Genomic DNA, 15,165 nt, shown 5'->3' with positions numbered 1-15,165 from the left:
TAGTACCACCAGGGTATGACCTAAAGGCCCTTGAACGAATCGGGGATTTAGGTGCTGTTACCTCCCGCTTCGACTTGTTCAGCTCACATCTTCTATTCTTGAAGTGGGAGTCTACAACGCCTTTTTACGGGATAAAGGAATCATGCCACTAAAAACAGGGGTACGCCGACGCCTGAGCGGCAAGCCCGTTTTTAGTCGGCCTTCCTCTTTGCGACGAACCGATGATGCCTTATCGGAGGGCGCATTTCTAAAGTCGCATCGTTGCTGGGCGCTTGCGCCGAACGTGGCTAGTCGGTTATTTCGTTTCCCCTTTTTACTCTATTACAGGGAGCCTTACATACGATACATATTCTCCGCCATGATAGATACGTTGGGTAGCTTGTACCACTTCCACATCATCTGCGGGATCATTCCCTGTATTTGCATTTGGAAAAATAAAATTTTCTGCACTGGAGGTAATCGTCAGCCGTATTCTGTGTCCTACTTTAAATGTATGGGCTATCTTAGATGTTTGAATCGTAAATTTATAAATACCCCAAGGCTTGAGCAACGCTTCATTATTATAACCGTTACGAAAACGCGCACACATAACTCCATCTACAAGTTTAATAGAATTTCCATTCTCATCAACATCCGTTAATCGAACGATCCAATCTGTATCTTTTGCTGAGCTTGAAGCATAAAATTCTGCATACATATCTCCTGCAATAGTCAAGGGCGTCTCTAAAAATGGTGTTTCATATATTAAAACATCATCCCGTTCTTCAACCCAACGATAATTACCTGGAACACCAATTTCATTTTCTGACAGATCAATTAAGTGTGGAGCTGGATTATTGGGATCATACAGGTATTGTTCATAAGTTATTTTTGTTGACGGGTCTAATATTAAATTGCCATTATGTGCAGATGCGTGTGTATTTCCATCCCTATTTAAATAAAAATTCGACCATTTCACTTGCTCAGGTGGCCACTGTTCACACTTGCGCCATTCATTTTCACCCGTTACATAGTATTCTACCGATGGACTTGTATCAATCCCGTTATCGATTCCTTTTAACTTATTATCAAACCATAGCTGATGGTATACATCTAAATCATAGCGAAGCGCATTGTTTCCTAACGCAACACCTTGAATATCACGAAGGGTATTAGCGTTATGCATCCAAGGACCAAGCAATACTTTTTTATCCTTGTTATCATAATCGGATACAACATCCAAGGCTTCTGTCGTTCCCATTCCATTATCATCATACCACCCAGAAATAATCATAGCAGGAACCTGTATTCGTTCTTTGTACTGATGCCAGTTTCCTTTATCCCAGAAGTTATCATAGACAGGATGTGACAACCATTCATTCCAAAAATGAACATCCCTTCCGAGTGCTTGTTTCGGAATATCACGTAGTGGGCGAATTTTTAAAACCTCATCCCAATCATCACGCAGCATATTTTCGGGCTTCATTTGTTTTTCAACCATCGCAAATGCCCATGCTAGCATTCCTGAAACAAACGCCCCTCCCTTACGTGGAACGTCAATAAATGGACTTCCAGCAGTAACTATGCTCACTAAAGCTTTTAAATGGGGATTGCCACTTGCAGCAGCAGCCCATTGCACAAAGCCGCCATATGATGCTCCAATCATCCCAATATTTCCATCACACCAAGGCTGTGAGGCAATCCAGTTAAGGGAATCATCACCATCTTCCATTTCGTAAGCCATGGGAATCCACTTGCCTTCTGATTCTTCCCGTCCACGAGTATCCTGAATAACAACCCCATATCCACGTTGAATAAATTGAACATACGCATTTTTATAAGAGTTTTTCCCATACGGCGTTCGAACAAATATAACCGGTCTTGGTTTAGACGCTCCCTTTGGAATCCACACATCCGTAGCGAGTCTTACATTATCACGCATTGGAACCATAAATGTTCCATGCAATTCAACACCATACTTAGCCTCCGAAATCAAATCGTTCTTCCAATATTCTACAGGTGTATGATTCTCATAACCTGCTTTCACGAATACATTGCACACCTCCCTTGAAACACTTATAAACGCAACAGGCTCTCCACCATTGACAACAACATCAAGTGGAAATTTCTTCTTCCGCTGAACCCAGAGTTGTGAATGCTCATTTTCTTTGCTGTAAATATCTCCCCATGAAGTCGTTACTCGATCGGAGTCCCTTCGAAATATATCTTTGTATTCTGAAAAATTTCGCCATATACTTAATGGATTAATATGATAATATTCCTCCCACTCTGTTGCTTTTTCCTTAGGAAACTGCCTTGTATCTAGCCATTTATTTTCAATAATATCTCTTTCCCTGTACAATATTTTATCAGCTTCGAATTCAATCGTAGCATCATGAATTCCACTTCGATACAGTAAATAACGCTCCATTTTTAATCCCCCTATACACCAATAATGAACTTAATTAGATAAGCAACACCTATCCCTAGATAATTACCAAACACCATTCCAAGAACTCCTAATACAACAGCTAAACTGACTAGCGCCTTCCACTTGGCAGAAGCTGCAATTAGTGCTGAGGTAGTACCGTCAGCAATGGCTGCAACAATCGCAATAATGACATATTGGTACTCAATTTTAAATAAACGACAAAGGAAAACATGTAATATAAGCGTCAAAATAATAACCACAAAGCAAAACAGAGCAATTACTAACGTTGAACCAACAAATTCTTTAATATTCACCATATAACCGATCGTTGCTAAAAAGAATAAAGCAACAAATAATCCTAAATCCATATTTCCTTTTACTTTTTTGACTGGACTAAGCTGTGCAGACAAGATAGCTATTGTAGTAATAAGTAAAATACGAGCTGCGCTTTGAAATGATTCTGGTGCAAATCCCGCTAAATAAGTACTGGTAGCAGCGATTATAAATGCAAGTGCAAAACTTACAGCAATATCTTGAATACTCCAAGTCTTACTTTCTAAAAATGCGTCTTTGGCATCCTTTTCATTCCCATCTAGTTCCTTTTCACTAATGGAGTATGGCCAGTGCTTTTTAAACCATTTCGATTTGGCTGCAAGAGTCGGAAAAGCAAACATCATAATTAATGTGGGTATTCCTACAACATAGTCAGCAGCATTAGCAGCAGCAAAAGTGGTTGGTGATGCATTCAATCCATAACCAATAGCTGTTAGGTTAGAACTCCCGCCAGTATATGTTCCTACAAACATCCCAGCAATCTTCCAACCCTCATCTATCATTGGTGCAAAGATAATGCCAGAAATAACAGTAACAATACCAACACTTAAAACTGCAAGCATTAGAGAGAAGATAGGTTTCTTAGATAACTGAAGCATCAGCTTTAAATCAACACTTAAGAGCATCATGGAAATAGATAGCGGAATCGCATACTCTGCAACTACTCCATAAACCTCTGCCTGAAATGGTACTATTTTAAAATTAGCTAAAACAATGCTAATTAAAATTACAATTAAAGCTGGACCAAGTAGTTTAAATCCCTTAAACCGTTGTAAGTAAAAACTAAGAGCAACTGTAATAGCCATGATAGCAAGAAGACTACCCGAACTAGAAAAAAATGTATCCATGTTTATTCCTCCGACATCTGTATTAAATTTTATGTGATAAATGAGAGGTATGTTTCTTTTACGCATGTAAAAGACTGTTAAAAAGAACGGTCAAAAAACTTTAATGATCATGTATGTTATTAATATATAGTACAGAAAACAGCACTAAATTAAAATGTGCTATTTCGCGAACTTTTCAAACGAGATATAATAATCAGATATTAATGGTTATTCCTAGTCCTGGCTCTTCCGACAGCGTAATTACACCTTTCTGTAGGGATAGACCACCACTTATCCCCGTCTCTTTTATATATAGAAAGCTATCCATATCCGCTTCCATAATATTCCTTTTGGCTGCTACAAGACTGGCGCCAGCTGTAATCCCTATTTTACTTTCCAGCATACAGCCAACCATACAAGGGACTCCAGCTGCTTCAGCAATATTATTAATGGCAACTGCTTTATAAAGCCCAGCTGATTTCATTAATTTTATATTAATCATGTCCGCAGCATTTTGTTTAATAATCTTCACTGCGTCTATTGGTGAATGGACACTTTCATCTGCCATGATTGGAATAGATGTTTTATTTCTTACATATTTCATTCCGTCTATATCCCAGTAGGCTAACGGTTGTTCTATCGCATCGACACGATATTGATCTACTTCTCGAATAACACGGATTGCTTGCACAGATGTCCAACCTTGATTCGCATCCATTCGTAAGCGAACTCTATTACCAACAGCTTGACGTATGAGTTTAACTGCTTCTATATCATGTTCTGGATCATTTCCAGCTTTAATTTTTAAAATCGAAAAACCTATTTCCGCCTTTTCCTTTGCCTCTTGCGCCATTACTTCTGGCTGATCAATTCCGATCGTCATATCTGTTATAAATGTATTGCTATATCCACCTAATATTTTATATAACGGGGTATTCAGCCACTTACCATGCAGATCATATAACGCTATATCAATTGCTGCTTTTGCAGCAGAATTTCCAATTATTGTCTTGTCCATCAAATGATGAATTCTTTCAATAGCTAGTGGGTCTTCTCCTATTAATCTATTCCCTAACATACGTGCTACATACAGTGATGTTTCTAATGTTTCACCAGTTACAAACTCAAAGGGAGCTCCTTCACCGATTCCTGAAATGCCTTCATCTGTCTCCACTTTTAAAATCAGTGACTCCACATGTTCAATGGTTCCTAATGCAACGGTAATAGGTTTTATTAATTCTAACTTTAGCTTGTCTACTTTAACGTTTGTTATCTTCATGGTTGTTTTTCTCCTTAATATTATGAATTTTTAGAATAGGGTTCTTTGATTGAACGTATTATAACCCTTGTATTTCATGTATGTCAATATCAGTTAAAAAAAACACTATCTAATTGCTTTTTCTATCATTACTCAATAAATAGGCACAACTTGGTTCTTCAAAAATTTCTTTTCCTCAACTCAAGTTAAACTAGAATAATTGTGATGGTCTTTAGACGTTCTAAAAAGAAACGATCTTTTACTTCTTAGTATATGACACTGCTACAAACCTCTATTTTGCAACAACCTATCTGGAAGCTGCGCTTGCGGCTCTCCATGTAGACACCTTTTATAATTTATAAATCTGGCAGTAAAAACCTTTAGTCACAAGAAAGCCTGAATGATTATTTACAATATTATCCAAATATTTTATAAAAATAAAAAGAGCATTCTAAATAGAAAACGCTCTTTTAAAATAATAGTAGTTGACACAAATAAAGTGAAGCTTCCGAGAGTAGGGATTTTCTACATCCCACTGATTGTTGTACCACAAAGGCTTGACCTAAAGACATGTTAATAGAAACAAACATTGGTTGTTTTGGGAGAAAAAATATCTGTAGGATTAAATAGAATGATTTTAGTGAGAACTAGTATTTTAAGTAGTTTGCAACATTATGTTAAATATTGAACTTGTAAACACGTATAACTAGTCACTTTTCACATAATAAATTAATTTTATCTATAAAGTATATGGGAAATATTATCAATTGGGTTTCCTGTGCGCGAGCAACATGTTTATTCTTGGCGATGTCAACTCCAATAATTAATGAATTGTCTGTCAGTTGTAATATCTTTTCATTTTGTTTATAATTCATGATAGTCCTCCTTGGTTAATTTAAGGGTCCATTTTTGCGATTAGCTTTGGACACCTCGTATCATACCAAGGGGGCGTTTTTAGTTCAATCCTCATTTTGCTTTATTACAGGAATGCTTTCCTATAGTGCAAAAAAGCCCGCCTATCTTAGGTAATAGGCGGACTTCTGGAATTATTCTGTTAAACAATTCTATAAGTAACTCTACTACTTAAAACTACTTTTCGAATTAATCTTAATGAAAACTTCCCTATTAATTTTGAATATATTTATCAAATACTTCTCCAAAATCCTTTTGTGTGTTTTCATCATATGTCGCTGTATACCATTCAAATGCAAATTTTGTAGCTTCCGCAAATTCTTTAGAGATGACCCCTTCTTGGAATCGATTATCATTAAATAAAGATTGCGAGACTTGTAAACTATCCTTGGCAAATTTTTTCTTTCGGTCATTCGTATCTTGGATGTGAGAAATCGTTACTAATGATTTATATAAGTCTGCAATCGCTTCCCCTTCTTTTTTACTGATATCCACAGAAACCGTCTGCTTACCAATTGAAAACTTAATTTCTAAATCTAAATCAACAGTGCCAGCTGTCTCTACGGATACATTACTAATTGGGTATTTGTAATAATCATATCGATAAATATTACGCTTGCTGCTCGTCGCTTTTTCTCCATCAAGATGAATCAAAGCACGATTGGTGAAGCAGTATTCATCCGATTTCGACTTGATAAGAAAGTGAATTTTTTCCCCTTCCTCATGCAGCACATAATCATCAGATTCCGTCTTATCAAAATCCTCTGGAGAAATAATCTTGCCAATGTCACTTAATCCTAAAGCATCACTTGCAATCTTTTTAAACATCGTTGTTTGCCTCCTTAAAAATTAATCCAAACTCTACCTTTTTTATCATATCGTATATATTAGCAAACAGAAACCTTTTTGGAAATTTCGTGGATTAAGTGCGCGTTTCAAACAGGAAAAAGAAATTGTGAGTCTTACCTTTCATTTATCGAAATCATTTCAAAATCCATTCCAAAATGTTAAAATAGAGAAAATAAACTAAATTTTCAAAGAGGTGAGACGTTGAACATTCCATACAACCATCGTGAACCATCCATTCATGATAGCGTTTTCGTAGCTCCGGGTGCATATTTAATTGGAGATATAACCATTGGCAAAGAATCTACTATTTGGTTCAATGCAGTGTTACGAGGGGATGAAGATTCGATAACAATAGGAGAAAAATGTAGTATTCAAGACAATTCTACTATTCATTTATTTGCAGGCTGTCCTGTCATTGTCGATGATGAGGTTACGGTTGGACATAATGTTATTCTGCATGGGTGTAAAGTGGGAAAAAGATCCATTATTGGAATGGGATCAACCATATTAGATCATGTAGAAATTGGTGAAGAATGCATTATTGGAGCAAACACGCTTATACCACCAGGGAAAAACATCCCGCCTCGTTCCCTTGTTGTCGGCTCCCCGGGTAAAGTCGTTCGTGAAGTATCCACAAAAGACCTTGAACTTATTCAATTATCAATCGATACATATGTACAAAAAGGAAAAGACTTCAAGCAAATATTTGAAACATAACATGTTACTGTTGGGAGGTCTCCCTCCCAGTTCCGTTCTATAATAATTTGACTTAACCCCTATACCAAAGTTAATAAACAGTAAATTACGAGCTTTAGATTTTGGACTTTTACTATTGAAGGCTCTCTATAATACGTATCTATTCCTTCAAAGATAATAAGCATTTTTCTTATACGATAAACCAAAAAAATCTTATACTTTCCTATTTCCTATAGTGGAACAAAGGCGCGGGGCGCCCGTTTAGCAACGTAGCGAATGGAACGAATCAACGAAAGATAAAGTGAACCTTCCATCAGCGGGGTTTTCTTCATCCCCGCTGATTGTAGTACCACCAGGGTATGACCTAAAGGCCCTTGAACGAATCGGGGATTTAGGTGCTGTTACCTCCCGCTTCGACTTGTTCAGCTCACATCTTCCATTCTTGAAGTGGGAGTCTACAACGCCTTTTTACGGGATAAAGGAATCATGCCACTAAAAACAGGGGTATGCCGACGCCTGAGCGGCAAGCCCGTGTTTAGTCGGCCTTCCTCTTAGGGACGAACCGATGATGCCTTATCGTAGGGCGCATTTCTAAGTCGCCTAGATGCTGGGCGATGGAGCTGGACGTGACGATTCGGTTATTTCATTATCCATAAGCACCTAAGTTTATACTTTCTTATTCTTTTAAAATAACCTTTCTCGGTCTCTTTGTCTTTCTTTATTATAACCTCTTGCAGATGAAATTTTATAGCACCTACTTTTTATAATTGAGCAGTATTATCCTTTTTTCTTTCCAATTAATATTTTAAAGTGAGGTATAACCGAGTATTTATAATGAAAGTAAAAACACTCGGTTCCATTCACTATACTTTATCCAGACTGAGCTTTAAAATTTGTTTAGCCTCTGCTACCATGGTTTCTATTAATTCGTTTACAGTGGGGCAATCATTAATTAACCCGGCTATTTGCCCACCATTCATAAAACCATTTTCAGGGTCGCCTAATAACGCCCCTGCTTTGTGATGCTCTTCGGTTGTCTTTTCCAAAAATAATTGTGGGCACTCATTTTCTTTTTCAATTTCCACCAACTTATTAGCATACGAAGTTTTCATTAACCTACGAATGCGATTGTACCTTCTACCGACAATAACTGTTGATTCATCAGTTGCTTCGATAATTGCCTGTTTATATATGTCATGAAAAGGCGCTTCTTTCGTAGCAATAAAACGGGTCCCCATTTGTACACCCATTGCACCTAGTGACAAAGCAGCGGCAAGACCCTTTCCATCAGCAATACCACCTGCTGCCACAACCGGTACATTTACCTTTTCAACAACTTGAGGAATGAGAGTCATTGTAGTACTTTCATTTAGCGCATTAATACCAGCCGCTTCATACCCTTCGCAGACAATAATATCCGCTCCTGCAGATTCAGCTTTTTTCGCTTGTCGTACAGTTGAAGAAACACAGATAACGATAATATTATGCTGTTTAAGCAAAGAAATAAATGGAGAAGGATTACCTGCTGATAACGAAACTACCGGAACTTTTAAATCGATTAGTTCTTGCACCAATTGTTCAGGATTCGGATGAACAGATATAGGAACATTCACACAATATGGCATAGAAGTTCTTGTTATCGTTTCGTTAATTTTAGCCGAAACTTCATGCAGTGACATATTCCCTGCACCTATTGTTCCTAATCCACCAGCATTGGAAATAGCCGCTGCAAGACCCGGGTCACTTATGTTTCCCATTCCTCCTTGTATAATAGGATAATCTATATTCAGCCGTTCTGTCAGTACATTGCCCAACTAATCACTCCCTGCCCTAGAATTACTAATTATTTCGATACCGTCTGCTTTTCGTGATTACTATAACCAGCCAGGTAAATTTCCTCAAAAAAAGTATTCGCCTTTGCGGCAAGAATTTTATAATAATCATTAAATAATTTTGCTGCATATTCTCCTAACCATTTTTTAGGTAACAATTCTTTCGGAATACCTGGGTCGACAAACAGTGATTTACGGTAATAGTGAACTAGTAAAGTTCGCTCTACAAAACATTCTTTATCACTCATTTGACCCTGTTCTATTTTCTTACAGTTTTCAATCATTTTATTTTCATAGGCATGAATAAATTTTTGATACAGGTTATTAATATGGTCAATATCCCAACAACTACGTATAATTTGTTGGTTAGCTTGAAATCCTTCATTTTCAGCTTCAAAAAAATAAACAAATTCTTTAATCTCGTATTTATCAATAATGTCGTAAATCTGCTCTTTTAAATTATTAGGTGTAATCCAAACCCCATTGGATAGTAAACCAAACCCACTCCAAATCAACTCTTTTCGCAACTCGTCTCTAATTTGCCTTTTTTCCTCAGGAATATTGTATAAAAGCATACGCCATGTCCCGTCCCACTTCTCTGGCTCAATTCTATAGATACGGCCAGCTGCTTCTTCCATTCTTTTCTTTCCTCGCTCGGTTAATGAATAATAGCTTTTGTTGGTCTCTTTACGACTAACAACCCACCCTTGCTTACTCATTCGAGAAATAGCTGATCGTACAGATTGCTCATTATGATGAAACGGTTCCAATAGTTTAATCAGACTCCCCATCCATATTTCATTACCATAGTAACGAATATAGTCGCCAAACAATGTAAAAATCATCGAACGTGTATTCAGTTTTTTTTGCATTTTGATCATCCTTTTTATCTGTTAAATCCTCTATTTTTTTTGTTGTGTAACGATTCATAATGGAATAAACACGTTCTGTGAAACGAAAAAACTAAAAACACCTGGTTAGCGGCATACAAACTGGAGAACTTCTGACGAGATAAACGAACCATGCCCCTGTAACAGGGTATGCTGACGCCTGAGCGGCAAGCCCGCTGTTTATTCAGTTCTTCCTTTACATTTGAGCCAATGTTGACCTATCATAATAAGATCCGTTTCTAGCACATAAACGAGATGACGTTATTTTATAAAACATATTCATCATGTAAAAACGGATATCGCTTTTTGATGCAGCAATAGATATTATTCACCAATGAATTGGGGAGGTCTTTTTTCATTAAATGCTGCAAGTGCTTCTATTCGATCTTTTGTTGGAATCGTCAGTCGGTATGCATTCTCTTCTAGTTTCATCCCTGTTTTTAGATCCGTGTTCATCCCATTTTGAATCGCAAATTTTGCTTGCTGAACTGCAATTGGAGCATTGTTCATAATCGATTCCGCAAATAATTCACAGCTTTCTAAAAGTTCCTTCGGCTCTACTACCTTGTTAACGAGACCATATTCAAAAGCTTCCTCCGCAGATATTCGTTTCGCAGTTAAAATCAACTCCATTGCCCTCGCCTGTCCTATTAACCTTGGGAGTCGCTGCGTACCACCAGCACCAGGAATGATTCCCATACTTGTTTCCGTTAGTCCCATTGTCGCATAAGAAACGGATATACGAAAGTCACAAGCAAGCGCAAGTTCAAAACCTCCACCAAATGCATATCCATTTATTAATGCAATCGTCGGTTGAGGTAAGTTTGCAACCTGTTCAAACACAGAACTAATCTTTTTTACATTCCGGATTACTTCTTTCTTTTCTAAATGTCTGCGCTCTTTTAAATCCGCTCCTGCACTAAAGGCTTTATCGCCGCTTCCTGTAATGACCACAATTCGTATATTCTGATCGATCAACAAATCTTCTATCACTTCCTCTAACTCTAGCAATGTACAATAATTAAAACAGTTCAATATTTCGGGTCTATTCATTGTAATATAGGCAATTCGTTCCTTCTTTTCCAATAAAACATGACTCATTCCTACACTCCTTCCATTTACATCTTTTCAACAATAGTTGCAATCCCTTGGCCTACACCGATACACATCGTGGCAAGACCATATTTAGCATCCCTGCGGCACATTTCATGCACTAATGTCGTGAGGATTCTCGATCCGCTTGCTCCTAGTGGATGACCAAATGCGATCGCCCCTCCATTTACATTTACGATATCCGGATTCAACTCAAGTTGTGTTATACATGCAAGTGACTGTGATGCAAATGCTTCATTTAATTCGACTAATTCAAGCTCTGCTACTTCTAAATTGGCTCGTTGCAATGCTTTTTTAGTTGCTTCAATAGGTCCAAGTCCCATGATGGCAGGTTCAAGTCCGGCAGTTCCACTCGCTATGTAACGTACCATAGGCTTGATACCTAATTGTTCCGCTTTTTCTTTACTCATTAATAACAATGCCGATGCTCCATCATTTATACCTGATGCATTACCCGCTGTAACCGTTCCTCCTGCAAATATTGGCTGTAAGCTGGCTAATTTTTCACGGGTTGTTGTTGGACGTGGATGCTCATCTTTATCGACCGTAATTTCCTCCCCTTTGAGCGTATACGTAACCGGAATGAGTTCATCGCTAAACCTTCCCGCTTCTAATGCCTTTTTCGCCTTCATTTGACTATCATAGGCAAAATCATCTTGTTCCTCTCTCGTTATACTAAATCGTTTTGCTACATTTTCTGCAGTTTGCGGCATGGAATCAGTACCATACATCGCTTCCAGCTTTGGATTAATGAAACGCCAGCCAATGGTAGTGTCAATTAATGTCTTATTCCCTCGTGAAAATTCCAATTCAGGTTTGGACAGAACAAATGGAGCTCTTGTCATGCTCTCTGTTCCTCCAGCTATATAAATGTCCCCATCCCCAACCATAATCGATCGTGCTGCCATGTTAACTGCATCCAAACCTGAGCCACAAAGGCGATTCATTGTTGTGCCGGTTACATGAACAGGAAGTCCAGCAAGTAGTGCAGCCATGCGAGCGACATTTCTATTTTCTTCTCCTGCACCATTAGCATTTCCAATAATGACTTCTTCAATTGCTTCTACCGGCAGTTTTGGCTGTCTATCTATGATCCCTTTTACTACCACTGCCGCTAAATCATCCGGACGTACAAATTTTAAAGAACCATTATATCGGCCGATTGGGGTTCTTACTGCATCAACAATGACAACTTCTTTCATTCATCTCCCTCTCCTTCATAGTTGTAAACGCCCTTTCCTGTTTTACGTCCTAATCTCCCAGCTTTTACATATTGTTCTAGAAGTGGTGCGGGACGATATTTATCGCCTAATGTTTGATGTAAATGGCGGAGATTATGAAGTCTTGTATCTAAGCCGACTAAATCTCCTAACTCAAACGGTCCCATCGGATAATTTAATCCTAGTTTAATAGCTTTATCGATTTCTTCCGGAGTTCCCAGTCCTTCCTGTAGCATATAAAATGCTTCATTCCCAACTAAACAGCTAATACGGCTTGTTACAAATCCCGGAAATTCATGGATAGTCACTGTTTCTTTTCCCATTTTCCGGGCAACTCTTTCAGCGAATTCAGCTGTCTCATCACTTGTTTCCAAGCCACGGATAATTTCAATCAGTGGCATTTTATGAACGGGATTAAAAAAATGCATGGCAATTACTAAATCTGGTTTGGTTGTATATGAAGCTATTTCCGTTGGGCTCATCGTCGATGTATTTGTGGCAAACACACAGTCCCTTGGTGCAGCACGATCAATTTTTTCAAATATTTTCCTCTTTATTTCTTTCACTTCAGGTACAGCCTCAATAACAATCGTGGCATCTTTCACTGCTGTTTCCAACTCTGTTTCATAACAAATATTAGCCTTTCCCTCATTTGCCTTAGCTTCCGTTACCTTCCCATGAGAGATTCCTTTCTCATAAAGCTTGTTAATTTCTGCTTTTGCTTGCTCCAGTATTTCCTGTTTCATATCAACAAGCTTCACAAAATAACCACCTAATGAAGCGACATAAGCAATTCCCCGCCCCATTACTCCCGCTCCAACGACGACTAAACAATCACTCATCTGAAAAATCCCCTTTCTCTATTCTTTCTCACTCATGAACATTTTTTGCTCGTACCGAATATCAGCTGACCAAATGTTTTTCTGTAAAAGGAACTTTAAAAAGTGGGTAGAAATGAACAGTCATTTCATCGTTCAACTGTAACATATTTTCATTAAATTAAGACACATGTTGTGGGCGGTTAAGAGTGCTACTCCTTGAAAAGATGCGGTATCACTTTCGACTTTTTTATTGTGCTATTGTAAGATTGATTTTAACTCGTCCGGATGTTTTAATTTCAATTATCACAGTGGATGGATATAAGATGAAAAGTAAGCCACCCCCAATCCCCCTTTTATTGAATAGTACTCATAAGGGTAAAAAGCGAACTTTTTCCATAAGTGGATATTCGTTCGCTTTTATCTGACCAATATCTCTCTAAGAGTGCAATGGTCTTCGTATTTGAGGTTAGCCGTTCTTCTTATAAGTTAAATGGATTAAGCGGCTTTCTTCCTGCATAGGAAAGGACACTTTTTGTTTCAGTATACAGATCAAGAGTTTCAATACCTAGTTCACGGCCAAAACCGGACTCTTTATATCCGCCAAAAGGAGTTCCCGGAAAAGCAGAGAATGGACAGTTTACCATGACAACGCCTGCTTGGAGTCCATCCGACACGCGCTTAATTAGTCCCTGTTCTTTTGCCCAAATAGCAGCAGCAAGACCATATCTCGTATCATTAGCTAGCTGGATAACTTCTTTTTCATCAGTAAATTTCATGACTACTACGACGGGACCAAATACTTCCTCTTGGGCAATTTTCATATCGTTTGTTACCCCTGTAATAATCGTTGGTGCATACCAATAACCATCTTCAAATCCTTCCACTTTTAAAGGGTGTCCACCAGCTAGAACGGTTGCTCCTTCTTTTTTTGCTTCTTCTACATAGCTATGAATTTTTTCCAGCTGTGTTTGACTAATAATCGCTCCAACATGAGACTTCTCGGACAATGGGTCTTCGATAATTAATTGACTGGTCTTGGCAAGAAAGCTTTCCATAAATTCATCGTAAATACTGTCATGGATAAATAACCGCGATCTCGCTTCACAGGATTGACCAGTATTATAGAAGATACCAAAGATCGATCCGTTAACAGCAGCATCCATATCTGCATCCGGGAACACGATGTTAGGAGACTTTCCGCCTAATTCCAACGTTACCCGTTTTAAGGTTTCTGAAGCTTTTGCCATAATATCTTTACCCGTACTCGTCTCTCCAGTAAAGGCAACCTTATCAATTGCCTCATGCTCTGTTAAGTAAGCACCAATCGTTGTACCCGGTCCAGTCACCACATTGACGACTCCATCCGGTACACCCGCTTCTGTACAAATTTCTGCTAACAAAATAGCCGTAATTGGTGTTAAACTAGCTGGTTTTAGCACGACCGAACAGCCTGCAGCAATCGCAGGTGCTACTTTCCATGCCGCCATCATCATCGGGTAATTCCAAGGTATAATCTGTGCTGCTACACCAGTAGGCTCCTTCTGTGTATAATTAAAAAACTGTCCCGGCACATTATTTACATCACCGCGATGCCCTACAATTGCGCCTGCATAGAATTCAAAATCCTCAATTGCCTGCATGACCTGACCTTGAGCTGCGGATAGTGTTTTACCGCTATTGATAACTTCCATCTCCACTAATTCACGAAATCGTCCTCGCATGATAGAGGCAATTTTATTTAATATACGAGCGCGCTTACCGACTGGATAACGCTTCCATTTCCCATGATCAAAAGCAGTTCGAGCGGCTTCCACAGCAATGTCTACATCCTCTCGATCAGCTTTTGGCACTTCGGCAATTGGCTTACCTGTTGCAGGATTGTAAACAGTCATCATCTCACCTGATTTGGCATCAGCTGGCTTTCCGTTAATAACCATTTGGTACATATCACGTTTTACCTCTTTTATAAATATTGGTTTTTCATGTGTTTTTACCATATTCATC

Annotated in this window: 12 protein-coding genes; 1 reads left to right on the top strand and 11 read right to left on the bottom strand. The window is 38.4% G+C overall.

The window, feature by feature from the left end:
• Positions 1–313: 313 nt before the first annotated feature.
• From BKP57_RS16380 to BKP57_RS16360, 5 genes are all read right to left on the bottom strand, one after another.
• A complete protein-coding gene (locus BKP57_RS16380) occupies positions 314–2,410 on the bottom strand; it encodes a CocE/NonD family hydrolase (RefSeq protein ID WP_072741997.1) in 2,097 nt (698 codons plus the stop codon).
• 11 nt (positions 2,411–2,421) lie between these two features.
• Entirely contained in the window at positions 2,422–3,591 is a 1,170-nt protein-coding gene (locus BKP57_RS16375) for a DUF819 family protein (protein ID WP_072741996.1), read from the bottom strand.
• Between the two features lie 193 nt (positions 3,592–3,784).
• A complete protein-coding gene (locus BKP57_RS16370; RefSeq protein ID WP_072741995.1) occupies positions 3,785–4,849 on the bottom strand; it encodes a mandelate racemase/muconate lactonizing enzyme family protein in 1,065 nt (354 codons plus the stop codon).
• Positions 4,850–5,538: 689 nt separating this feature from the next.
• Entirely contained in the window at positions 5,539–5,703 is a 165-nt protein-coding gene (locus BKP57_RS22265; protein ID WP_156875363.1) for a hypothetical protein, read from the bottom strand.
• Positions 5,704–5,953: 250 nt separating this feature from the next.
• Positions 5,954–6,568, bottom strand: a complete 615-nt coding sequence (locus BKP57_RS16360; protein WP_050352006.1) for a PH domain-containing protein — start codon at positions 6,566–6,568, stop codon at positions 5,954–5,956.
• 222 nt (positions 6,569–6,790) lie between these two features.
• Between BKP57_RS16360 and BKP57_RS16355 the strand changes: the two genes are divergently transcribed.
• Positions 6,791–7,306, top strand: coding sequence for a gamma carbonic anhydrase family protein (locus BKP57_RS16355; protein WP_050352005.1), 516 nt, complete (start codon positions 6,791–6,793; stop codon positions 7,304–7,306).
• 842 nt (positions 7,307–8,148) lie between these two features.
• Here BKP57_RS16355 and BKP57_RS16350 read toward each other — a convergent pair.
• The 6 genes from BKP57_RS16350 to BKP57_RS16325 form a co-directional block, all read right to left on the bottom strand.
• Positions 8,149–9,099 carry an NAD(P)H-dependent flavin oxidoreductase gene (locus BKP57_RS16350; protein ID WP_072741994.1) on the bottom strand — a complete coding sequence of 317 codons (951 nt, stop codon included), beginning with the start codon at positions 9,097–9,099 and terminating at the stop codon, positions 8,149–8,151.
• 29 nt (positions 9,100–9,128) lie between these two features.
• Complete coding sequence (gene paaX / locus BKP57_RS16345) at positions 9,129–9,989, bottom strand: phenylacetic acid degradation operon negative regulatory protein PaaX (RefSeq protein WP_072741993.1); 861 nt, start codon at positions 9,987–9,989, stop codon at positions 9,129–9,131.
• A 342-nt stretch (positions 9,990–10,331) separates the two neighbouring features.
• Entirely contained in the window at positions 10,332–11,108 is a 777-nt protein-coding gene (locus tag BKP57_RS16340) for an enoyl-CoA hydratase-related protein (RefSeq protein ID WP_072741992.1), read from the bottom strand.
• 17 nt (positions 11,109–11,125) lie between these two features.
• Positions 11,126–12,322: a thiolase family protein gene (locus BKP57_RS16335; protein ID WP_072741991.1), complete on the bottom strand. Its 1,197-nt coding sequence runs from the start codon at positions 12,320–12,322 to the stop codon at positions 11,126–11,128.
• On the bottom strand, positions 12,319–13,182 hold the full coding sequence (locus BKP57_RS16330) for a 3-hydroxyacyl-CoA dehydrogenase (protein ID WP_072741990.1): 864 nt from the start codon (positions 13,180–13,182) through the stop codon (positions 12,319–12,321). Before BKP57_RS16330 ends, BKP57_RS16335 begins: the two co-directional genes overlap by 4 nt.
• 458 nt (positions 13,183–13,640) lie before the next feature.
• The gene (locus BKP57_RS16325) at positions 13,641–15,158 is read right to left on the bottom strand and encodes an aldehyde dehydrogenase family protein (protein ID WP_050352000.1); all 1,518 of its coding nucleotides are present in this window, start codon (positions 15,156–15,158) and stop codon (positions 13,641–13,643) included.
• Positions 15,159–15,165: the final 7 nt, after the last annotated feature.

It is taken from the genome of Virgibacillus sp. 6R, from assembly GCF_001895305.1.
GTDB classification, from domain to species: Bacteria; Bacillota; Bacilli; order Bacillales; family Amphibacillaceae; genus Virgibacillus; species Virgibacillus pantothenticus.
The sequence above is the reverse complement of the archived record's forward strand: the minus strand, read 5'-3'. Positions and strand labels throughout refer to the sequence as shown.